Genomic DNA, 21,395 nt, shown 5'->3' on the forward strand with positions numbered 1-21,395 from the left:
TCATTCCTGGCCTACCGCGCTTCGCGCGACATGAGGCCGTTTAGGCTGTAAGCGAATAAAGGGCGCGGGCCTCCTCGGCGGGTCCGCGCCTTTCGCCCAAGGCTTCCACGCGCAGGCTGACGACGCGTCCGTTCTGGGCGAAGGTCAGCAGGTCGCCGACGTGGACGCCGCGACTGGGCTTGTCCAGCCGCGTCTCGCGCCCGTGATGCGTCAGCCGCACCGCGCCGCGCTCGACCAGATCGGCGGCCAGCCCCCGCGTCTTCACGAACCGCGCGCGCCACAGCCAGATGTCGATGCGGCAGGCGTCCTCGCTCAAGCCTTGGCCTTCCGACGCGGGCGGCGGCGTCTGGGCCGCGCGGGCGGCGTCTCCGTCAGGGCCGCCAGCGCCGCGAACGGCGAATCCTTCACCGGCCTGGGCTGGACGCCGGGCTTGTCCGCCTGGCGGGCGCGTTCGGTCTTCAGGGCGGCGATGACCTGTTTCGCCTGAGCGGCGTTCCAGCCGAGTTCGGTCAGGGCTTCGTCCGACAATCGCCCGTGATTGGCGGCGCGCAGCTCGGCCATCTTTTCCAGCGTCTCCACCGGCGCCAGCCAGCGTCCCGCCAGCCGCAGGCCGTGGGCCGACAACAGGCGCGGCGAGGGCGTCTCGACCGGGGCGGGGATCAGGTCGGGCGTCGCCGGGATCAGAGGGGCGGCGACGAAGGCCTGTGCGAAATGGCGCGCGCGCGGCTTCTGCAGGCCCGGAAGCCAGATGGAATGGACGCCGACGCGGATGGCGAAGCTTCTCAGGGTGCGGCGCTCCACCTGGCTCAGGACCGCCAGATCGCGCTCGACCTCGCGCCGGTCGATCAGGCCCCCGGCCTCGATCAGGCGGAAGGCGACGCCGCGCGGCAGGCCCTTCAGGGCGCCGGTCTCGACCGCCTGGCGAAGACGGCGCAGGTCGCGCAGCGCCCGGCCCGCCTCGGACGCCAGCCAGGCCTCGATGCGGCGCTGGGCGCGCTCGCGGGCGGGTGTCGGACCCAGATCGCCCAACAGGCGGGCGGCGGGCGAAAACGGATCGGCTCCCTGCGGCGTCGCCGTGACCTGGGCCGTCAGCACGCCGCGCCACAGCACCGCGCCGTCGGGCGTGACGGAAAACGCCTCGTCCGGCTCTGACGCCAGACGGCCCAGGCGGCGGTTGATCTCGGGCGTCACGGCGCGCACCGCCGCCTGACGCAGGGTGCGGTCCTCCAGCGCCGAGGAGCCCTTCTCCATCTGGAAGCGCACCCCCTCCAGCTGGCCCACCACCTGACCCTCGACCGTCACCTCGCCGTCGTCGGCGACGCCTGCAAATGTGTCGTCGCGCACGTTCAGGGCGCGCATCAGGGCCGTGGTGCGCCGATCCACGAACCGCGCGGTCAGCCGTTCGTGCAGCACGTCGGACAGCCGATCCTCCAGCGCGCGGGTCCTGTCGCGCCACCCTTGCGCGTCGTGAACCCAGTCGGGCCGGTTGGCGATGTAGGACAGGGTGCGCACCGCCGACAGCCGCGCTGACAACTGGTCGATCTGGCCGTCGTCGCGGTCCACGAAGGCGAAGCGCGGCGCCATCCAGTCGTCGTTCAGCCGCCCGCGTTTGCCGGTCAGGGCGTGGAACACGTCCTTGGCCAAACGGGCGTGTTCGTCCAGCGTCGTCTTCTGGAAGTCCGGCAGCTGGCACGCCTCCCACAGCCGCATGATCGCCCCGCGCGATCGGCCGATGCGGGCGATCTCCTCGTCCTTGATCAGGCGGCGCAGCAGGGTCTCGTCCAGCGCCTCGGCCGTCAGGCTCAGGCCCGACCGGCCCGGCGTCACCGTCAGCGACCGCAACAGGTCGGGCAGGGTGTCGAAGTCCAGACGGGCGTTGCGCCATTCCGCCGCCTCGACCGGATCGAACCGATGCTCGACCACCTGCTCCACGAGGTCCGGGTCCAGGTCTTCGGCCTCGGCCGTGACGCCGAACGTCCCGTCGCGCAGGTGGCGGCCCGCCCGCCCGGCGATCTGGCCGATCTCATGGGCATGCAGCCAGCGGGTCCGGCGCCCGTCGAACTTCCGCAAGCCCGCAAAGGCCACATGGTCCACGTCCATGTTCAGCCCCATGCCGATGGCGTCGGTGGCGACCAGGAAATCGACCTCGCCCGACTGATAAAGGGCGACCTGGGCGTTGCGGGTGCGGGGCGACAGACTGCCCATCACCACGGCCGCCCCACCCCTCTGGCGCCGGATCAGTTCGGCGATGGCGTAGACCCGGTCGGTGGAGAAGGCGACGATGGCGCTGCGGCGGGGCAGGCGGGTCAGCTTCTTCGATCCGGCATAGGACAGGGTGGACAGCCGGTCGCGCGTCACGATCTCCACGTCCGGGACCAGGCGGCGGATCAGCGGCTCCATGGTCCCGGCGCCCAGGAACATGGTCTCGAACCGGCCGCGCGCGTGCAGCAGCCGCTGGGTGAAGACGTGGCCGCGCTCAGGGTCCGCGACCAGCTGAATTTCGTCGATGGCCAGGAATTCGACCGACCGCTCCAGGGGCATGGCCTCGACGGTGCAGACGAAATAGTGCGGGCGCGGCGGGACGATCTTCTCCTCGCCGGTGATCAGGGCGACGGCTGAGGCCCCACGCTGTCTGACGATCCGCTCATAGATTTCGCGCGCCAGCAGCCTGAGCGGCAGGCCGATCATGCCCGAGGCGTGACCCAGCATCCGCTCGACCGCCAGATGGGTCTTGCCGGTGTTTGTGGGGCCCAGGACCGCGGTGACGCGCGAGGGGGCCAGACCTGCGGACCGGTCGCTCATGATGGTGTCAAGGTGGCGACGATTTCCGGCGACGGCAAGCGCGGCGGCTACCGGCCGTGCGCACGAAGGCCCATGCGGACCAGCACCGACAGACTGCCGGCCTGCATCTTGGTCATGACCTTGGCGCGGAAAATCTCGACGGTGCGGGGGCTGATGTCGAGCGCCTGGGCGATCTCCTTGTTGGAGCGGCCCTCGATCAGGGCGTCGAACACCTGTCGTTCGCGCGGGGTCAGGGTCAGCAGGCGGGACTGCGTCTCTTCTTGCTGTGTCCGTTCCGCGGTCAGCACGTCCAGCGCGGCCATGCAGCCCCGAACCGACTCCAGGATGCGGTCGGGATCGAACGGCTTTTCGATGAAATCGGTCACGCCGGCCTTCATCGTCTGCACGGCCAGGGGCACGTCGGCATGGCCGGTGATGACGATGATCGGCCAGGCGTCGCCGCGCAGCGACCGCAATCGACGGATCAGCTCGGGTCCCTCCATGCCCGGCATCCGCACGTCGGTCACCACGCAGGCGTAGCGGTCGTCCGGCAGGGCGTTCAGGAAGTCGGCGGCGCCGACGAAGGCGCGGGCGCGCAAGCCCTCCCCTCGCAACAGCATCAAAAGCGAGTCCCGCATGGGCGCGTCGTCGTCGACGATGAACACCGAATAGGGGGTCAACATGAGGTCTCTGCCTCCGTGACGCGGGGCAGGCGGAAGGCGAAGACGGCGCCGCCCAGAGTGCTGCGGTCGATCTTGAGGGTCGCGCCGTGGCTCTCGACGATGGAGCGGGTGACGGACAGGCCCAGGCCCATGCCGCCGGTCTTGGACGTGGCCATCGGGCGGAAGATCTGGTCGATCCGGTCCTGCGATATGCCGGGGCCGTTGTCCTCGACCCGGAACTCGTAGGCTTCGGATCCTATGCGACGGCCGACGATCAGGACCAGCGGCTCGGCCCGACCGTTCACGGCGTCCACCGCATTGCGCACCAGATTGGAGACGGCCTGCTGAATCTGGATGCGGTCGGCCATGACGTGGTCATCCTCGCCGTCGATGTCGAACCGTATGGTCACGCCCGCGTCTCGGCCGATCATGGCGAAGACGGGCGCCATCTCCTCCACCAGGGACGACGCCCGCTCGGGCCGGATGGCGTGGTCGCCCGTCGAGATCCGCTCGCGCATGTGCCGGATGATGTCGCCGGCGCGCAGAATCTGGGTCTTGGCCAGATCCAGCGAGCGGGTGACGCTGTCGCCCATCGGCCCCGCCAGGGCGGCGTCGCGGCGGCCGGCGTGCAGATAGACGGCGGCGGCCGACAGCGGCTGGTTCAGTTCATGCGCCAGGGTCGCGGCCATTTCCCCCATCGCGTTCAGCCGCCAGACGCCGTGAGGCTGGTCTTTCGGACCCTGTTCGCGCGGGGACTGGACGAGATCGACGGCGTCGCGCGCGTCGCGCAGCGCCTCGACGGCTTCGGCGAAGCGGCGGCACAGTTCGGCGACGACGGCGGCGACGACGACGAAGACGACGGCTTGGACGATGGCGTCCGTCTGTTCGCTGCGGGTCAGGACAAGGTCGACGGCGACGCACAGCGCCACGGCGACCGCCGCCGCCCGGCGATCCGCCATGAGCGCCACGACCATGACGGCGGGAAGCAGCGGCAGATAGTGAAAATGGCCGATGTTCTGAAGCAGCGCCCGCAGCGTCGCCGCGACGCCGACCGAGACGCAGGCGATCAGGAGTCCGCTCCGCCAGCCTTTCGCCACCGAAAGCCACGGCCGCTGGGGATCGGCCGCGATCCTGCTCGCAACCTGATCCCGCGTCATGCGGAACAGCGCATCCGAAATTTTCCCGCTCCCGGCCGGCCGAATTCGGCGCGACGCCGTTTAGGATACTATTCCGTATAAATACGCAATCAATCGCCTGTTTTGAAGCGATTTTGCTTTTCCGACGGACCCTCGCCGTCAGAGCCGGGGCTCGGTCTAGGTAATCTTACTTATTCCCCGGTTCAGGAATAATATGAACCGCCAAGGCACCTTCGTCGCGATGCAGCAGCCCTGCGCTTCGCGATGCGAGGGAACCGTCCCCTCGCCATGACCGCGCGCGGCTGCTTTGTGACAGATTTTTGGGGTGTAAGCGCGTGAAGTTTCTTGAGAATATGCCGGTCGGCCGGAAGTTGTTCGTGGCCTTCGCCATGGTGCTGGCGGCGATCGCCGTCATGGGCGCGGTCGTGGTCAGCAGCCTGAGCGCGCTGAACGCCGCGGGCGAGGTCCGGGGACATGAGAACGAGATCAACCGCACCGCCGCAACGGCCGAATTCTATCTGGCTCGCCAGGAGAACGCCTATCGCGGCTATCTGCTGTCGCGGGACGGCTATTATCTGGATCGCGTGAACCAGCACCGCGCCAAATTCCTGGAGGCGATGGAGAAGCTGCGCGCCGATCTGCCGGCTGAGCGCGATGCGCCGGTCGAAAAGGCGCTTCAGGCCAACGCCGAATGGTACAAGCACGTGGTCGAAGCCGGGCAGGCGCTGATCGCCGAAGGCAAGGTCGCCGAGGCCGCGACCATGGTCGGCCGCCAGGGCGTCGCGGACAACTACATGGGCCCCAGCGAAGATGCGATCAACGAACTGCAGGAAACCAACCTGGCGGCGTTGACGGCGGCGCGCAACGGGCAGAGCAAAGCGGCGCACGACGCCATGATCGCCGTCGTCATCGGCATGATCGCCGCCATCGCCATCGCCCTGGGTTCGGGCTTCGTCGTGACGCGCGCCATCGTGCGGCCGATCTTCACCATGATCGGCTATATGCAGAAGCTGATGGCCGGCGACACCGCCATCCAGGTCGTCGGCGCGGACCGCAAGGACGAGTTCGGCAAGATGGGGCAGGCGATCGTCGCCTTCCGCGACGCCGCCGTCGAGAAGACGCGCCTGGAGGCCGAGGCCCTGTCGCAGCGTTCGCAGACGGAGCAGGAGCGCGCCGCCCGCGAAGCCGAAAAGGCCCGTGAGGCCGAGGCCGACCAGATCGCCATCGCCGCCCTGGGCCAGGGGCTGTCGGCCATGGCCAACGGCGACCTGACGCACCGCATCGAGGTCGAGTTCGCACCGAAGGCCGAGCAACTGAAATCCGACTTCAACGCCGCCATCGCCCAGCTTCAGCAGGCGGTCTCGGTGGTCGTGTCCAACGTCGCGGGCATCCGTTCGGGCGCCGGCGAGATTTCTCAGGCCGCCGACGACCTGTCGCGTCGCACCGAGCAGCAGGCGGCCTCGCTGGAGGAAACCGCCGCCGCCCTGGACGAGATCACCGCCACGGTGAACAAGACCGCCTCGGGCGCCCGCCAGGCCTCGGACGTGGTCCAGGCCGCGCGCGGCGACGCCGAACGCAGCGGCGTGGTCGTCGCCGACGCCGTGTCGGCCATGACCGCCATCGAACAGTCGTCCAACCAGATCAACCAGATCATCGGCGTGATCGACGAGATCGCCTTCCAGACCAATCTGCTGGCGCTGAACGCCGGGGTCGAGGCCGCGCGGGCGGGCGAGGCGGGACGCGGCTTCGCCGTCGTCGCTTCCGAAGTGCGGGCCCTGGCCCAGCGCTCGGCCGAGGCGGCCAAGGAGATCAAGACCCTGATCTCGGCCTCGGCCGGACAGGTCGGCGCGGGCGTCAAACTGGTCGGCGAGACCGGCGAGGCCCTGCAGCGTATCGTCGGCCGCGTCGCCGAGATCGACAGCCTGGTCTCGGAAATCGCCGCTTCGGCCCAGGAGCAGGCCGTCGGCCTGGCCCAGGTCAATACGGCGGTGAACCAGATGGACCAGGTCACGCAGCAGAACGCCGCCATGGTCGAACAATCCACCGCCGCCAGCCATTCGCTGGCGCAGGAGGCGCAGTCGCTTCAGTCCTCGGTGTCGCACTTCCAGGTGGGCGCTGTCGCGTCCCCGCCCGTGTCGCACGCCCGGCCGCAGGCCGCGGCTTCGGCGGCCGCGCCCAAGCCCGCAGGTCGCATCGTCCAGGCGCTGAAGACCCTCGGTCGCGGCGGCGCCGCCCTGAAGCCACAGACCACCGTCGTCGAAGACGGATGGGAGGAGTTCTGATGAGCGAGACCCTGCTTCTGCCCGCCCAACTGGACCTGAAGGCGGCCGAAACCCTGAAGGCGGACATCCTGGTCCGCAGGGGCAAGGACCTGACGCTGGACGGCTCCGCCGTCGAACGCCTGGGCGGGCTGGGCCTGCAGGTGCTGCTGGCCGCCCGCAAGACCTGGGCGGCGGACGGTCTCAACCTAAGGTTAGGCTTTGTCTCCGAAGCTCTGGCCGAGCAATGGGCGGCGTTCGGCGCGCCCGATTTCAACGCCGAGGGGGCGCTTGCATGACCAAGACCGTTCTGACCGTCGACGATTCCCGCACCATGCGCGACATGCTGCTGATGGCGCTGGAGGATGCGGGCTACACCGTGATCCAGGCCGTCGACGGCGTGGATGGGCTGGAGACCCTGGCCGCCAAGGGCGCGGACGTGGTCATCACCGACATCAACATGCCGCGCATGGACGGTTTCGGCTTCATCGAGGGCATGCGCGCGGATCCCAACCATCGCACCACGCCGGTGCTGGTGCTGACGACCGAGAGCGACGCCGAGAAGAAGGCCCGCGCCCGCGCCGCCGGCGCCACGGGCTGGATCGTCAAACCCTTCGACCCCGCCAAGCTGGTGGACGCCGTCCGCCGCGTGGCGGCTTAATCCAAGAGACCGATCAGGCTGGACGCATGGACGCCTTCGAAGCCATCAAGGCCACCTTCTTTCAGGAATGCGACGAACTGCTCGCGGACCTGGAACAGAAGTTGATGCTGCTGGAGCAGGGGCAGACCGACCTGGAGACGATCAACGCCGTCTTCCGCGCCGTCCATTCGGTCAAGGGCGGCGCCGGGGCGTTCGGTCTGGAGGACCTGGTGCGGTTCGCCCACGTCTTCGAGACCCTGATGGACGAACTGCGCGCGGGTCGTAAGCCGTGCGATCCGGTGACGATCAAGACCCTGCTGCGCGCGTCCGACGTGCTGGCCGACCATATCCAGGCCGCGCAGGGTCTGGCGCCCGCCGTGGACGAGGCCCGCTCGGCCGGTCTGGTCGCGGAACTGGAGATGCTGACCCACGGCGGCGAGGCGCCGGTCGTCGTCGAGGCGGAGGAAGACGACTTCGGCTTCACCCCCATGGCCTTCGACATGCCGCTGGAGCTTCCGGACATCTCCGCTGCTGCGGAACCCGCATCGGGCTGGCGCATCGTGTTCAGGCCGCACGGCCGCATGTACGCCAGCGCCAACGAGACCGGCCTGCTGCTGCGCGAACTGGCGCGGCTGGGGCCGACCACGGTCGCCCTGGACGAGGGCGAAGTCCCGATGCTGGAGACCCTGAACGTCGAGGACGGCTGCCTGACCTGGACGGTCGAGCTGAGCGCCGCCGTCGACGAGGCCGCGGTGCGCGAAGTGTTCGACTTCGTCGAGGCCGATTGCGACCTGACCCTCACGCCGCTGGACGCCGCCGGGTCGGCGCCGGTCTTCGAGGACGAGCCGCCGGCGATCCTGCCCGCGAGCGACGACCTGGACATCGCCGCCTTGCTGGCCAAGGCGACGGCCGTCGCCGAGCCGGCCCCCGCGCCCCAACCAATCACGCCCCAACCTGTCGCGCCCCAACCAGTCGCGCCCGAGCCGGCGCCTTTGGTCAGCGCGCCGCCCCAATCCGTCGCCCCCGCCCCCGCCGCCGCTCCGGCGCCCGTGACGATCCGCGTCGATCTGGATCGCGTCGACCGGCTGATCAACGTGGTCGGCGAACTGGTCATCCAACAGGCCATGCTGTCCCAGCGCGTGCTGGAAAGCGGCCTGGCCCGGTCGTCCGGCATCGCCCTGGGCATGGAGGACCTGGAGCTGCTGACGCGCGAGATTCAGGACAGCGTCATGGCCATCCGCGCCCAGCCGGTGAAGTCGGTGTTCCAGCGCATGCCGCGCCTGGTCCGCGAAGTCGCCGACATGGTCTCCAAACAGGTGCGTCTGGTCACAGCGGGCGAGGACACCGAGGTCGACAAGACCGTGGTCGAACGCCTGGCCGAGCCGATCACCCACATGCTGCGCAACGCCATCGACCACGGGCTGGAGACGCCCGAGGAGCGCCTCGCCGCAGGCAAGCCCGCCGAGGGCGTGGTGCGGCTGGCGGCCCTGCATCGCTCGGGCCGGATCGTCATCGAGATTTCCGACGACGGCAGGGGCATCAACCGCGAGCGGGTCCGCAAGATCGCCGTCGACAAGGGGTTGATCGCCGCCGACGCCGTCCTGACCGACGAACAGACCGACAATCTGATCTTCCTGCCCGGCTTCTCAACAGCCGCCGTCGTGTCCGACATCTCGGGCCGAGGCGTGGGCATGGACGTGGTCAAGCGTTCGATCCAGGCGCTTGGGGGCCGCATCTCCATCAGTTCCGTTCCCGGCAAGGGTTCGACCTTCACCCTCAGCCTGCCGCTGACGCTGGCGGTGCTGGACGGCATGGTCGTCACCGCCGCCGAACAGACGCTGATCACGCCCTTGCCCACCATCGTCGAGAGCCTGACGCCGCAGGCGGCCGACCTGCACCATGTCGGCGGCGTCGATCCCGTCATCCGGTTCCGCGACCGCTTCCTGCCGCTGATCGACGTGGCCCTGACCCTGGGTTTCCGCGACACGCCGATGACGCCGACGGACGGCGTCGCCGTGGTGGTCGAGACCGAAGGCGGTCAGCAGGCGGCCCTGTTGTTCGAGGCCATCCAGGGCCAGCGCCAGGTCGTCATCAAGAGCCTGGAGACCAACTATCAGCCGGTCGAGGGCGTCGCCGCCGCCACCATCCTGGGCGACGGCCGCGTGGCCCTGATCCTGGATGTCGATGTCCTCGTCACCGACATGCGCCGCAAATCCTTTCGACCCGACTTCAAGCTTGCGAGCTGACCCATGACCGAAGCCAACGATTCCCGCGAACTCATCGCCTTTCGCATCGGAAGCCAGGAATTCTGCGTCGACATCATGTCGGTGCGCGAAATCCGCGGCTGGACGCCGGCGACGCCGCTGCCGCGCTCGCCCGGCTATATGAAGGGCGTCATCAACCTGCGCGGCACGGTCCTGCCGATCATCGACCTGGGCGCCCGCTTCGGTCTCGAGACGTCCGAGCCGACGGCCCGCCACGTCATCATGGTCGCCCATATCGGCGGGCGGATGGTCGGTCTTCTGGTCGACGCCGTGTCCGACATCCTGCAGATGAGCGACGCCGCCGTGCAGCCGACGCCGGACGTGGCCAGCGACCGGGTCAAGACCTTCGTCAAGGGCATCTTCTCCATCGACGGCCGCATGATCAGCCTGATCGACCTGGAACACATCCTGCCGCAGGTCGAGGCCGAGGCCGCATGAATTCCGTCGCCGGCCGGGGCTCCATCGTCGAAGGCGAGTTCGTCTTCACCGCCGATGACTTTCGCCACATCGCCGAAATGCTGCACGCCCATGCGGGCATCGCCCTGAACGAGGGCAAGGCCGCGCTGGTCTATTCCCGCCTGGCAAAGCGCCTGCGGACGCTGGGGCTGTCCAGCTTTCGCGAATACTGCGCCCTGGTCGAGGGCGTGGACGGGGTGGACGAGCGCCAGAAGATGACGGCGGCCCTGACCACCAACGTCACCCGCTTCTACCGCGAGCCGCACCATTTCGACGATCTGCGCGACCGGGTCATGCCGCGGTTGGCCGAGCGGGCGCGCGCCGGCGGGCGGGTGCGCCTGTGGTCGGCCGCCTGCTCGAACGGGCAGGAACCCTATTCGATGGCGCTGACGGTCCTGTCGGTCCTGCCCGAGGCGGCGGACCTAGACGTGCGCATCCTGGCGACCGACATCGACCCCAACATGGTCGCCCAGGGCCACGACGGGACCTATTCCGAAGAGGCGCTGGAGCCCGCGCCGGTCACACTGTGGCGCAAATATTTCGACCGGGCGGACCGCGGCCAGTGGACGGCCGGCGCCCAGCTGAAGCGGCTGGTCGCCTTTCGCGAACTGAACCTGATCGGCGACTGGCCGATGAAGGGCCGATTCGACGTCATCTTCTGCCGCAACGTGGTCATCTATTTCGACGAGACGACGCAGGAACGGGTGTGGAAGCGGTTCACCCCGCTGATGACGCCGGGCGCGACCCTCTACATCGGCCATTCCGAGCGCGTGTCCGGCCCGGCCGCGGCCCAGCTGCAGACCGCCGGCCTGACCACCTATCGCCTGGGCGGCGCGGCATGACGGCGCCTGTTCGCGTCCTGGTCGTCGACGACAGCCTGACCATGCGCGGGCTGATCTCGGCCGCGCTGAAGTCGGATCCCGAGATCGAGGTGGTCGGCACGGCCGCCGATCCCATCGAGGCGCGTGCCGCCATCAAGGCGCTGAACCCCGACGTCGTCACACTGGACGTCGAAATGCCCAACATGAACGGGCTGGAGTTCCTGGAAAAGATCATGCGGCTGCGGCCCATGCCGGTGGTCATGGTCTCGACCCTGACGGCGGCGGGCACCGACGTGACCCTGGCGGCGCTGGAGATCGGGGCCGTGGACGCCGTGGCCAAGCCGGCCGTCGCCAGCGCCGAGGCCTTCCATGAACTGATCGCCAAGGTGAAGGCCGCCGCCCGGTCCCGGGTGCGCGCGCGCGGCGATGCGCCCGCCGGCGCCGCCGCGCCCAGCGCCTATCGCGCCGCGCCCGACCACATCCTGGCCATCGGCTCGTCCACCGGCGGGGTCGAGGCCCTGTTGACGGTGTTGGGCGGTTTTCCCGCCGACTGCCCGGCGACGGTCATCACCCAGCATATGCCGGCCGCCTTCACCGCCAGCTTCGCCGCGCGTCTGGACCGGGTCTGCGCGCCGACCGTCAGCGAGGCCGTCGAGGGGGCGCCACTGAAGCCCGGTCATATCTATCTGGCGCCCGGCGGCGTGGCCCATCTCGAGGTGTCGCCTGGCGTTCAGCCGCGCTGCCGCCTGGTCGCCAGCGATCCGGTCAACGGCCATCGCCCATCCGTGGATGTCCTGTTCGAATCCGTCGCCCGGCTGAAACGGCCGATGACCGGGGTCATCCTGACCGGCATGGGCAAGGACGGCGCGCGCGGTCTTCTGGCCATGCGCGAGGCCGGCGGCCATACGCTGGGTCAGGACGAAGCCAGCTGCGTGGTCTACGGCATGCCGAAGGCCGCCTTCGAACTGGGCGCCGTGGAACGGCAACTGCCGCTGCACCGCCTGTCCACCGCCATTCTTGACCTGTGCGCCGATCCGGCCGCACGGTCCGTCGCCTAACCGGGAGCCTTCATCATGCCCGCCGCCGCCTCTCTCCACTGCCTGGTCGTCGACGATCAGATGACGATGCGCTCGCTGGTCCGCACCAGCCTGCAGCAACTGGGGGTGAGGGAAATCCGCGAAGCCGCCGACGGCGAGATCGCCCTGCGCGAAATCGTCACCAAGCCCGCGCACCTGATCATCTCGGACTACAACATGCCCAATCTGGACGGGCTGGGGTTGCTGCGCGCCGTGCGCGCCCACCCGCCGATCTCCAAGACCGCCTTCATCATGCTGACCGGCCGGGCCGACCGCGAACTGGTGCAGCAGGCGGTCCAATTCGGGGTCAACAACTATCTGGTCAAGCCGTTCACCGTGGCCCAGCTGAAAGGCAAGCTGGAAGCCGTCTTCGGCGCCCTGACATGACCCATGCCGCCCTGAGGATCGGCGCGGAACGGCGCCTGCACGTCGGTCAGGGCGAACATCACGTTACGGCCGATCCCGATGTCGTGCTCTCGACCATTCTGGGTTCGTGCGTGGCCATGTGCCTGCGCGACCCGCTGGCGGGCGTCGGCGGCATGAACCACTTCCTGCTGCCGGACGGTGCGGGCGCGGGGACCGACGCCGGCCGCCGCTACGGCGCCTATGCGATGGAACTGCTGATCAACGACGTGCTCAAGGCCGGCGGGCGACGCGAACGGCTCGAGGCCAAGCTGTTCGGCGGCGGCCGCATGTTCGATTCCCTGCGCGACGTCGGCCGCGCCAACGCCGACTTCGCCGAACGTTTCCTGCGCGACGAGGGCATACCTGTCGTCGGCGGCAGCCTGAGGGGCGACGGCGGGCGGCGCGTCCACTATTGGCCGGTCTCGGGCCGGGCCCTGCAGCGGGGGGTCACGGACACCGTCGCGCCCCGTCCCGTTCCGATCGCGCCGCCGGTCGAGACCGGGGCGCTGGAACTGTTCTGATGAGCCTGCCGTCCGATCACGCCCGACTGCTGGAGGCCGTCGCGGACGAACTGGCGCAGGTGCGCCAGGAACTGGACGGCGTCGAAACCTTGGTCGGCGACCTGACACGCCATGCCCCGTCGCAGGATCGCCCCCGCATCCTGACCGAGGCGCAGAGCCTGGATGTGCTGATCCAGAGGGTCGAGGCCCTGTCCGGCGTCCTGCGCAGCCTGGGCGGCGGCGTCACACCTGCCCGCGCCGTCGCGGGCGTGACCCTGACCGATCTGGCCGCGCGTCTGAACCCTGTGGACGGCGAACCGCCGGCCCCCGCCGCCAATGCGGGCGATCTGCTGCTGTTCTGAGGGACGCGCCCACCAAGGCCATCGATGGATATTCTCGCCCTGGCGGCGGTTAACGCGCGTCGCGGGCGCGCGGAACAGGGGAGAAACGAATCAGGACCGAATCATCGACACCGCTCGATTCGCGATTTGTTCACTGCAACATATTGTATCTTAACGTGGATTAACCACAATCGGTCGTCGCCCAGCGCCGGCGGCGCCTTGTCGCGTCGGGCTTTTTGGCGAACTGACATCGAACGTCTTTCGCCCCGCCGCGTGAACCGCTACTGCACACAGCGTGGCCCCGTAGCTCAGCTGCATAGAGCAAGGCTTTCCTAAAGCCGAGGTCGCAGGTTGGAGTCCTGCCGGGGTCGCCATTTCCCGCCAAACAAAATCCGTTCGCGCTCGGACCTCGAACACACCGCAAGGGCGCGCCGCAAGGGTGCGCAGGGCGGACAGGGCGACGTCATGGACATTGACGTTCGCGTCGTGATCGGCCGGGTTCCCGTGCGGCGGGAGCCTTCGCGGCGGCGCGGCGTTGGGTTCAACGACTGGCGCAGGCGATGACCCGGGAGGGGCGGATGGCCGACAAGCTGGCGCCTTACCGCGCCAAACGCGACTTCAAGCGCACCGCCGAGCCGCGCGGGAAGCAGGGGCGCGCCAGGGGCGAGGGCGGGGCCTATCTGATCCAGCGGCACGATGCGACTCGCCTGCATTATGACTTCCGTATCGAGCACGACGGGGTGCTGAAATCCTGGGCCGTGACCAAGGCGCCGTCGCGCGACCCCGCCGTCAAAAGACTGGCGGTGGAGGTGGAGGATCACCCGCTGGCCTATGGGACGTTCGAGGGGACGATCCCGAAGGGCGACTATGGGGGCGGCACGGTGCAGCTGTGGGATCGCGGGACCTGGACGCCGCAGGAGCCGGACGTGGAGGCGGCGCTGAAGCGCGGCTCCCTGAAGATGATCCTGCACGGCGAGCGGCTGTCCGGAGGCTGGGCCCTGGTGCGGATGAAGTCGGACCGCGGCAAGCCGTCCCAGCGCAACAACTGGCTGCTGATCAAGGAAAAGGACGAGCATGCCGTCCCCGGCGAGGGCGACGCCAATATGGACATCGACGCCTCGGTGGCCACGGGCCGGACCCTGGCGGAGATCGCGAAGGGCGACGCCAGCTGGCCGACACGGCCCAAGGCCGGCGGCGCACGGGCCAGGACGAAACCCGAGCCGGCGCCTAGGCCGAAGGCGCGGCGGACGGCGGCCGGGCCCCACGCCTTCCTGCCGTTGCAACTGTGCAAGACGGTCGATCATCCGCCCGGCGGCGCGGGCTGGGTGCATGAGATCAAGTTCGACGGCTATCGCATCCAGATCGCCACGGGCGGGGGGCAGGCGCGGCTCTATACGCGCAAGGGCCTGGACTGGAGCGACCGGTTTCCCGAACTGGCGCGCGACGCCGCCGCCTGGCCCGAGGGCGTCTGGGACGGCGAGGTCTGCGCCCTGAACGCCGAAGACGCGCCCGATTTTTCCGCCCTGCAGACGGCCCTGTCGGAACAGAAGACCGGCGGCCTGGTCTTCTTCGCCTTCGACCTGCTGCGCGACGGGGACGAGGACCTGCGCGACCTGCCGCTGGCGCGCCGCAAGGCCCGGCTGGAGGCCCTGGTGGACCGGGTTCCGGCCAAGGCGCGCGGGCGTCTGCGCTATGTCGATCATTTCGGCGCCTCGGGCCAGGCGGTGCTGGAAAGCGCCTGTCGCATGGACCTGGAAGGGGTGATCTCCAAACAGCTGGACGCCCCCTATCGCGGCGGCCGGTCCGCGACCTGGGTGAAGTCGAAATGCCGGGGACGCGACGAGGTGGTGATCGGCGGCTGGTCGTCGGAGGCGGGACGGTTCCGGTCCCTGCTGGTCGGGACGATGAAGGGCGGCAGGCTGACCTATCTGGGCCGGGTCGGCACGGGCTATTCCGCCGCCCTGATGAAGACGCTGCGCCCGGCCTTGGACGCGGCGGCGGCCGACGCCTCGCCCTTTGTCGGCAAGACGGCGCCGTCGGGGCGCGGGGTCCACTGGATCAAGCCGATCCTGATCGCGGAGGTGGAGCACGGCGGTTACACGGAGGGAGGATCGTTGCGCCAGGCGGCGTTCAAGGGCCTGCGCGAGGACAAGACGGCCAAGGAGGTGACGGCCCGGCCCCAGATCCCGGCAAAGGTCGGGAAATCCGGCCGCACGGTGATCGCCGGAGTCACCCTGTCCAATCCGGACAAGGTGCTGTGGCCGGCCACCGAGCGCACGCCGGAGGTGACGAAGGCCGACCTGGCGCGCTTTTACGAGAGGGCGGCCGAGCGGCTTTTGCCCCATGTCGGCGACCGGCCGCTGTCCATCATCCGCGCGCCCGAAGGGATCACGGGTCAGACCTTCTTTCAACGCCATGCCGGTCCGGGCGCCGGCCCGCGCCTGAAGCGGTTCGAGGTCGGGGACCGCCAGCCCTATGTCGGGGTGACGGACGTCGGCGGCCTGGTCGCCCTGGCTCAGAGCGGCGGTCTGGAGCTGCACCCCTGGGGCTGCCGACCTGGCGATCCGGAGACGCCCGACCAGGTGACGTTCGACCTGGATCCCGACACGGCCGTCGATTTCGCCGCCGTGATCGCGGCGGCCAAGGCGGTGAAGGCCAGGCTGGAGGAGCTGGGTCTGACGCCCTTCGTCAAGACGACCGGCGGAAAGGGGCTGCATGTGGTGGCGCCGATCCGTTCCGACAGCCGCAGCCGGGTGGACTGGGACCAGTGCAAGGCCTTCGCCAAGGCCGTGGCCGAAGCGATGCGTCAGGACGCCCCCGACCGCTTCACCACCACCTTGGCCAAGAAGGCGCGAGGCGGAAAGATTTTCATCGACTATCTGCGGAACGGGCGAATGGCCACGGCGGTCGCGCCCTGGTCTCCACGCGCCCGGCCGGGCGCGCCCCTGGCCACGCCAATTGCGTGGAGCCAGGTGAAGACGGGTCTGGATCCTCAAGCCTTTACCCTGGCCGAGGCCGACGGGCTGCTGAAGAAGGCCGATCCTTGGGCGGATTTCCGCAAGGCGGAAGCCAGTCTGCGGCCGGCGTTGAAACGGTTGGGCCTCTAGGCGGCCTTGCCCCCGGCGGACTTCTTGCGGCCGGCCGACTTGGCGGGACTTTTCGAAGCGGTCTTCTTAGGGGCGGCCTTCTTCACGGCCGGACGGGCGGCGCCCTTCAGACTGTTCTTCAGCGCGGCCATCAGGTCGATGACATTGGTGTCGTCCGGTTCGGGCGCGGCGACCACGCCCTTGCCGCCCTTCTGCTTCGTCTTGATCATGGCTCGCAGGGCGTCGTCGTAGCGATCGACGAACTTCGACGGATCGAAGGGCGCCTCCTTCTGGGCGATGATCCGGCCGGCGATCTCGACCATGTCCTTGTCGGCCTTCACCGCCGGGATGTCGTCGAAATAGGCGTCGGCGTCGCGCACCTCGTCATGCGAACGCAGGGACCAGGCGACCAGCCCCCTGTCGCGCACTTCCAGCGCCAATTGCCGCTCGCGCCCGCGCAGGACCAGGCTGCCGATGGCCACCTTCCTGGCCGACTTCATCGCATCGCGGATGACGGCGAAGGCTTCGACGCCCACCCCTTCGTCGGGAACGACATAGAAGGGCGCGTCCCAATAGACCCGGTCGATGTCTGACACGTCCACGAACTGGTCGATGCCGATGGTGCGGGTGCTGTCCAACCGCACCTTGTCGAAGTCGGCGTCGCTGAACAGGACGTATTCGTCCTTGGACACCTCGTAGCCCTTGACCAGATCCGACCGCTCCACCGGACCGGCATCGGGGTCGGTGGGCACCATGCGGATGCGGTTGTTGGTGTCGGGATTGATCAGGTGAAAGCTGACGTGGGCGCTGGAACTGGTCGCCGGATAGAGGGCGACGGGGCACGTCACCAGAGACAGTTTCAGATGGCCTTGCCACAGGGGGCGGCCGGAGTTGCGTCCAGGCATGGCGGTCTCCGCGCGGTTCGATCTCCTTCAACGCGCCCGCCGCTCGATCCGTTGCCCTCTAGCGCAGCACGCTCCAATCCAGGGCGTGGACCCGGTCGCGTCCCAAGGCGGCGGCCAGGGGCGGGGCGGCGAACAGGTCGGCGATGGCGGGATCCAGCACGTTCAGCCCGCCGGTGAAGGCGCCGAAGGCCGGCAGGACGATGCGCGATCCGTCGGTGACGAAGCAAGGACGGCGCACGCCGCGCCCATAGGCGGCGACCTTGGCGGCGGGGTGCAGGTGGCCCGCGACCTCGCCGCGCCGGTCGTCGGTCGCGGTCAGCGGTTCGGGTTCGTGGGTCAGACGCAGCGATCCGAGGATCATGTCGCCGACGATCCGGCCGGGCAGGCGAGCGTCGCTTACGGCGTCGCGCGCCATGCTGCGGTTCAGGGCCTCGCGGTCGTGATTGCCCTCCAGCCACAGCCAGTCGCGCCCTGTCGCCAGCCGATCCAGCCGCGCGCGATCCTCGAGCGCCATGCGCGGCACGGCCCGGGTGTCATGGAAGCTGTCGCCCAGCAGGACGACCAGATCCGGCGCCAGTTCCTCGATCTCGGCCTCCAGCCGGTCCAGGGTCGCGCGGCTGTCATAGGGGGGCAGCATCTGGCCGCGCACGGCGAAGGCTGAGCCTTTTTCCAGATGCAGGTCCGCGACGATCAGGGCGCCGTGGGCCGGAACCCACATCGCTCCTGAACAGCGCAGCACACAGACCTCGCCCGCGATTCTTACGCTCAGCGAGCCGCAGGTCCGCCGGGCCGGCGCGAGGGTCAGGCGCAGGGCGGCGTTCACGCCTCGCCCTCCAGGACCTCGGCGATCAGGGCTTCCGCGCTCTCGTCCAGGATCATTTCGGCGGCGTCCCCGCTGACCCGCTCGCGTCCGATCTGGACCAGAACGGGCACGCAGAAGGGCGAGGCGCGGTTCAGAGGCTGATGGCGGATGCGCCCCTCGATCCGCGCCAGCATCTGGCCCAGCCGCGCGACGTCCAGAAGGCCCGAGGCCGCATCGGCGCGGGCGGTCTTCAGCAGCAGGTGGTCGGGTTGGTGGCGGCGCAGCACGTCGTAGATCAGGTCGGTGGAGAATGTCACCTGACGGCCGGTCTTCTCGGCGCCGGGCTGGCGGCGTTCGATCAAGCCCGAGATCAGGGCGCAATTGCGGAAGGACCGCTTCATCATGAAGCTTTCCTCCAGCCAGGCCTCCAGATCGTCGCCCAGCATGTCGGACTGGAACAGGGCGTCCAGATCGATGTCGTCCATCGGCTTGATGGACCAGATGGCCAGGGCATAGTCGGTGACGACGAACCCCAGCGGCCCGACGCCCAGCCGGTCCAGCCGCCGGGTCAGCAGCATGCAGAGCGTCGTGTGAGCCAGATTGCCCTCGAACGGATAGGCGACCAGGAAATGGCGGCTGCCGCGGGGAAAGGTCTCGACCAGCATGGATTCGGCGTCGGGAATGACCGAGCGGGTCTCTTGCAGTTCCATCCATTCCTGCACGTCGGGCGGCAGGACGCGCCAGTGGTCGCGGTCGTGGATCATGGTGCGGACACGGTCGGCCAGAGAAGTGGACAGGGGGAACTTCGACCCGCCCCAGGACGGAATCTTCGGATCGCTGTCGTTGGCGTGTGTGACCAGGGCGTCGGTCCCGGCGATGCCCTGAAAGGCCCAGACCTGACCGGCGAACAGGAAGGTGTCGCCGGGCGTCAGCTGTTCGAAATACCACTCCTCGGCCTCGCCCACCTTGCGGCCGCCGATCAGCTGGCGCGAGGCGCCGCCGCGACGGCTGGCGACGCGGACGTTCAGTGTGCCCGCCGAGACGATGGCGCCGACGTTCATTCGGTGGCGCTGGGCGATATGCTGGTTGCGGACCTTCCAACGGCCATTGGGCGTGCGCACGATGCGCGCGAACCGGTCGTAGGTGCGCAGCGCATAGCCGCCGGTGGCGACGAAATCGACCACCTCCTCGAACTGCTCCCAGGTCAGGGCGCGATAGGGGCCGCAGCCGGTGATCTCGGCATACAGGACCTGCATGTCGAACGGCTCGGAACAGGCGACGCCCATGACGTGCTGGGCCAGGGTGTCGAGCGTGCCGATGTGGATCGGCTCCCAGTCGAAGGCGTTGGCGGCGACGGCCTCGCGCGCCGCCTGGCACTCCAGCATCTCGAACCGGCTGGCGGGCACCAGAAGCGCGCGCGACGGCTCGTCCAGCCGGTGGTTGGCGCGGCCGATCCGCTGGACCAGGCGGCTCGATCCCTTCGGCGCCGCCATCTGGATCACCAGGTCCACGTCGCCCCAGTCGATGCCCAGGTCCAGCGTCGAGGTGCAGACCACGGCGCGCAGATCGCCCCGCGCCATCGCCGCCTCGATCTTTCGACGTTGCTCGGCCGCCAATGAACCGTGGTGCAGACCGATGGGAAGATTGTCGTCGTTGATCGCCCACAGCTGCTGGAACACGAACTCGGACTGCCAGCGGGTGTTGACGAAGATCAGGGCCAGGGTCGCACGCTGGATGGCGGCATAGACCTCGGGGATGGCGTGCTGGCCGGTATGGCCCGCCCACGGCACCTTCCCCTCCGAGATCAGCACGTCGATGACGGCAGGCGCGCCGGGGTCGCCCTTGACCAGGTCCACATCTGCGATGCGTGGCGACGGGCTCAGCCATCCCCGGATCAGGTCAGGGTCTTCGATGGTGGCGCTCAGCCCCACGCGCCGCATCCCCGGCGCAAACTGCTGCAGCCGCCCCAGGCCCAGCGACAGCAGGTCGCCGCGCTTGCCGCTCCAGATCGCGTGCACTTCGTCCAGCACGACGCATTTCAGATCGGCGAAATAGGCCCGCGCCCCTTCCCAGGCGCAGAACAGGGCCAACTGCTCCGGCGTGGTCAGCAGGATGTCGGGTGGAAAGTCCCGCTGCCTCTGGCGCTTGGACTGTTTGGTGTCGCCGGTGCGCGTCTCGACATGGATGTTCAGCCCGATCTCGCGGATCGGCGTCATCAGATTGCGCTCGACATCCGTGGTCAGCGCCTTCAGAGGCGACAGATAGAGGGTATGCACCCCCGACCCCGGCCCGCTCTGCGGCCTGGGCCCCCGTTCGGCCAGGTCGATCAGACTGGGCAGAAACCCCGCCAGCGTCTTGCCCCCGCCGGTCGGCGCGACCAGCAGGGCGTGCCGCCCCGCCGCGCCCGCCGCGACCATCTCCAGCTGATGCCGCCGAGGCGACCAGCCGCGCGCCGCGAACCAGTCGGCGAAGAGCGGGGGGAGGTCCTTCATTCACTCCACGGCGACAGCAATCGACAGCCGCTATGTTCGAAATGGCGAATGTTGCGGGTGACCAAGGTCAGGCCGTGGACGTGGGCGGTCGCGGCGATGAGTTCGTCCGTCATCTCCGAAATCCGGCCCAGCTTTCGCGCGGATTCCGCCAACGCCGCCCAACGCTCGGTGACCTCCAGATCGACCGGCAGGATGCGTTCTCCATACCTCAGCAAAAGGTCGGACAGCCAATAATCCAGATCGTCGCGTCGACGTCCCGGCTCCAGCCGCACGATGCCGCGTCGAAGCTCGCCCACGGTGATGACGCTGAGGTGCAGGTCCGAAAGCAACTGATCGGCCAGCCACGCGATCACGCCGGCGTCGGGACGCGCTCGCTTGGGTTCGCTGATGACGTTGATGTCGAGCAGGAACATCAGAAGGGGTCGATTTCCCTCGCAGGTCGTCGGTCGCGTTCCAGATCGACACCCTCAAGGGATGGGCCGTTCAGCAGCCAGTCCTTGAAGTCTCGCGACGCACGGGGGTCTTTCAGGCGTCTGAAATCCTCGGCTGAGATTACCACGGCGGCCGCCTCGCCGTGCAGCGAGATTTCCTGCGGTCCTTCGGTGCGAGATTTGCGGATGACCTCGGAGAAGTTGTCCTTGGCCTTGGCCACGCTCCAGTTCATCGCGACATCTCCGATCTGGCTATTGTTGATGGCCATACTCTTCGCAAGCGGCTTGGTCAATGAAATGTTCCCGTTCCGTTTCAGCCCCAAGGTCGCTATCTATCTG

The 21,395-nt window shown here is 68.8% G+C and carries 20 protein-coding genes and 1 tRNA gene; 12 read left to right on the plus strand and 9 right to left on the minus strand.

All coding sequences use genetic code 11. The features are described from left to right. Nucleotides 1–40 precede the first annotated feature (40 nt). From ACWPV3_RS05335 to ACWPV3_RS05350, 4 genes are read right to left on the minus strand one after another with little or no spacing between them, the layout of a single operon-like run. A complete protein-coding gene (locus ACWPV3_RS05335) occupies nt 41–316 on the minus strand; it encodes an RNA-binding S4 domain-containing protein (protein ID WP_292088035.1) in 276 nt (91 codons plus the stop codon). After that, nucleotides 313–2,802 (minus strand): helicase-related protein, encoded by a 2,490-nt coding sequence (locus tag ACWPV3_RS05340; protein ID WP_453977113.1) that lies wholly within the window; start codon nt 2,800–2,802, stop codon nt 313–315. Before ACWPV3_RS05340 ends, ACWPV3_RS05335 begins: the two co-directional genes overlap by 4 nt. Nucleotides 2,803–2,849: 47 nt before the next feature. After that, nucleotides 2,850–3,464 carry a response regulator FixJ gene (gene fixJ / locus ACWPV3_RS05345; protein ID WP_453977114.1) on the minus strand — a complete coding sequence of 205 codons (615 nt, stop codon included), beginning with the start codon at nt 3,462–3,464 and terminating at the stop codon, nt 2,850–2,852. After that, on the minus strand, nt 3,458–4,600 hold the full coding sequence (locus ACWPV3_RS05350; RefSeq protein ID WP_453977115.1) for a sensor histidine kinase: 1,143 nt from the start codon (nt 4,598–4,600) through the stop codon (nt 3,458–3,460). The genes fixJ and ACWPV3_RS05350 overlap by 7 nt, the downstream gene beginning before the upstream one ends. A 332-nt stretch (nt 4,601–4,932) precedes the next feature. Here ACWPV3_RS05350 and ACWPV3_RS05355 point away from each other — a divergent pair, with 332 nt between their 5' ends. The 12 genes from ACWPV3_RS05355 (at nt 4,933) to ligD (ending at nt 16,447) form a co-directional block, all read left to right on the plus strand. Continuing rightward, nucleotides 4,933–6,861: a methyl-accepting chemotaxis protein gene (locus ACWPV3_RS05355; RefSeq protein ID WP_453978504.1), complete on the plus strand. Its 1,929-nt coding sequence runs from the start codon at nt 4,933–4,935 to the stop codon at nt 6,859–6,861. Next, nucleotides 6,861–7,136, plus strand: coding sequence for an STAS domain-containing protein (locus tag ACWPV3_RS05360; protein WP_453977116.1), 276 nt, complete (start codon nt 6,861–6,863; stop codon nt 7,134–7,136). Before ACWPV3_RS05355 ends, ACWPV3_RS05360 begins: the two co-directional genes overlap by 1 nt. Further along, nucleotides 7,133–7,498, plus strand: a complete 366-nt coding sequence (locus ACWPV3_RS05365) for a response regulator (RefSeq protein WP_292088030.1) — start codon at nt 7,133–7,135, stop codon at nt 7,496–7,498. The genes ACWPV3_RS05360 and ACWPV3_RS05365 overlap by 4 nt, the downstream gene beginning before the upstream one ends. A 26-nt stretch (nt 7,499–7,524) precedes the next feature. Further along, nucleotides 7,525–9,723, plus strand: coding sequence for a chemotaxis protein CheW (locus ACWPV3_RS05370; protein ID WP_453977117.1), 2,199 nt, complete (start codon nt 7,525–7,527; stop codon nt 9,721–9,723). A 3-nt stretch (nt 9,724–9,726) separates the two neighbouring features. Beyond that, entirely contained in the window at nt 9,727–10,179 is a 453-nt protein-coding gene (locus tag ACWPV3_RS05375; protein WP_292088029.1) for a chemotaxis protein CheW, read from the plus strand. Further along, on the plus strand, nt 10,176–11,039 hold the full coding sequence (locus tag ACWPV3_RS05380) for a CheR family methyltransferase (protein ID WP_453977118.1): 864 nt from the start codon (nt 10,176–10,178) through the stop codon (nt 11,037–11,039). Before ACWPV3_RS05375 ends, ACWPV3_RS05380 begins: the two co-directional genes overlap by 4 nt. Then, a complete protein-coding gene (locus tag ACWPV3_RS05385; RefSeq protein ID WP_453977119.1) occupies nt 11,036–12,076 on the plus strand; it encodes a protein-glutamate methylesterase/protein-glutamine glutaminase in 1,041 nt (346 codons plus the stop codon). The genes ACWPV3_RS05380 and ACWPV3_RS05385 overlap by 4 nt, the downstream gene beginning before the upstream one ends. A gap of 15 nt (nt 12,077–12,091) precedes the next feature. Beyond that, nucleotides 12,092–12,481 (plus strand): response regulator, encoded by a 390-nt coding sequence (locus ACWPV3_RS05390; RefSeq protein WP_292088026.1) that lies wholly within the window; start codon nt 12,092–12,094, stop codon nt 12,479–12,481. Continuing rightward, on the plus strand, nt 12,478–13,020 hold the full coding sequence (locus ACWPV3_RS05395; protein WP_453977120.1) for a chemotaxis protein CheD: 543 nt from the start codon (nt 12,478–12,480) through the stop codon (nt 13,018–13,020). Before ACWPV3_RS05390 ends, ACWPV3_RS05395 begins: the two co-directional genes overlap by 4 nt. Further along, nucleotides 13,020–13,361, plus strand: coding sequence for a hypothetical protein (locus ACWPV3_RS05400; protein WP_453977121.1), 342 nt, complete (start codon nt 13,020–13,022; stop codon nt 13,359–13,361). The genes ACWPV3_RS05395 and ACWPV3_RS05400 overlap by 1 nt, the downstream gene beginning before the upstream one ends. 276 nt (nt 13,362–13,637) lie before the next feature. After that, a tRNA-Arg gene (locus ACWPV3_RS05405) sits at nt 13,638–13,714 on the plus strand. A 204-nt stretch (nt 13,715–13,918) separates the two neighbouring features. Beyond that, nucleotides 13,919–16,447, plus strand: coding sequence for a DNA ligase D (ligD, locus tag ACWPV3_RS05410; protein ID WP_453977122.1), 2,529 nt, complete (start codon nt 13,919–13,921; stop codon nt 16,445–16,447). Here ligD and ku read toward each other — a convergent pair. From ku to ACWPV3_RS05435, 5 genes are read right to left on the minus strand one after another with little or no spacing between them, the layout of a single operon-like run. Next, entirely contained in the window at nt 16,444–17,331 is an 888-nt protein-coding gene (ku, locus tag ACWPV3_RS05415) for a non-homologous end joining protein Ku (RefSeq protein WP_453977123.1), read from the minus strand. The genes ligD and ku overlap by 4 nt on opposite strands. A 58-nt stretch (nt 17,332–17,389) precedes the next feature. After that, complete coding sequence (pdeM, locus tag ACWPV3_RS05420) at nt 17,390–18,154, minus strand: ligase-associated DNA damage response endonuclease PdeM (protein WP_453977124.1); 765 nt, start codon at nt 18,152–18,154, stop codon at nt 17,390–17,392. Further along, complete coding sequence (locus ACWPV3_RS05425; protein ID WP_453977125.1) at nt 18,151–20,625, minus strand: ligase-associated DNA damage response DEXH box helicase; 2,475 nt, start codon at nt 20,623–20,625, stop codon at nt 18,151–18,153. Before ACWPV3_RS05425 ends, pdeM begins: the two co-directional genes overlap by 4 nt. Then, on the minus strand, nt 20,622–21,038 hold the full coding sequence (locus ACWPV3_RS05430; protein WP_453977126.1) for a PIN domain-containing protein: 417 nt from the start codon (nt 21,036–21,038) through the stop codon (nt 20,622–20,624). Before ACWPV3_RS05430 ends, ACWPV3_RS05425 begins: the two co-directional genes overlap by 4 nt. Then, nucleotides 21,038–21,379, minus strand: coding sequence for a type II toxin-antitoxin system Phd/YefM family antitoxin (locus tag ACWPV3_RS05435; protein ID WP_313453178.1), 342 nt, complete (start codon nt 21,377–21,379; stop codon nt 21,038–21,040). Before ACWPV3_RS05435 ends, ACWPV3_RS05430 begins: the two co-directional genes overlap by 1 nt. Nucleotides 21,380–21,395 lie beyond the last annotated feature (16 nt).

This window comes from Brevundimonas sp. Marseille-Q4549 (assembly GCF_976940555.1).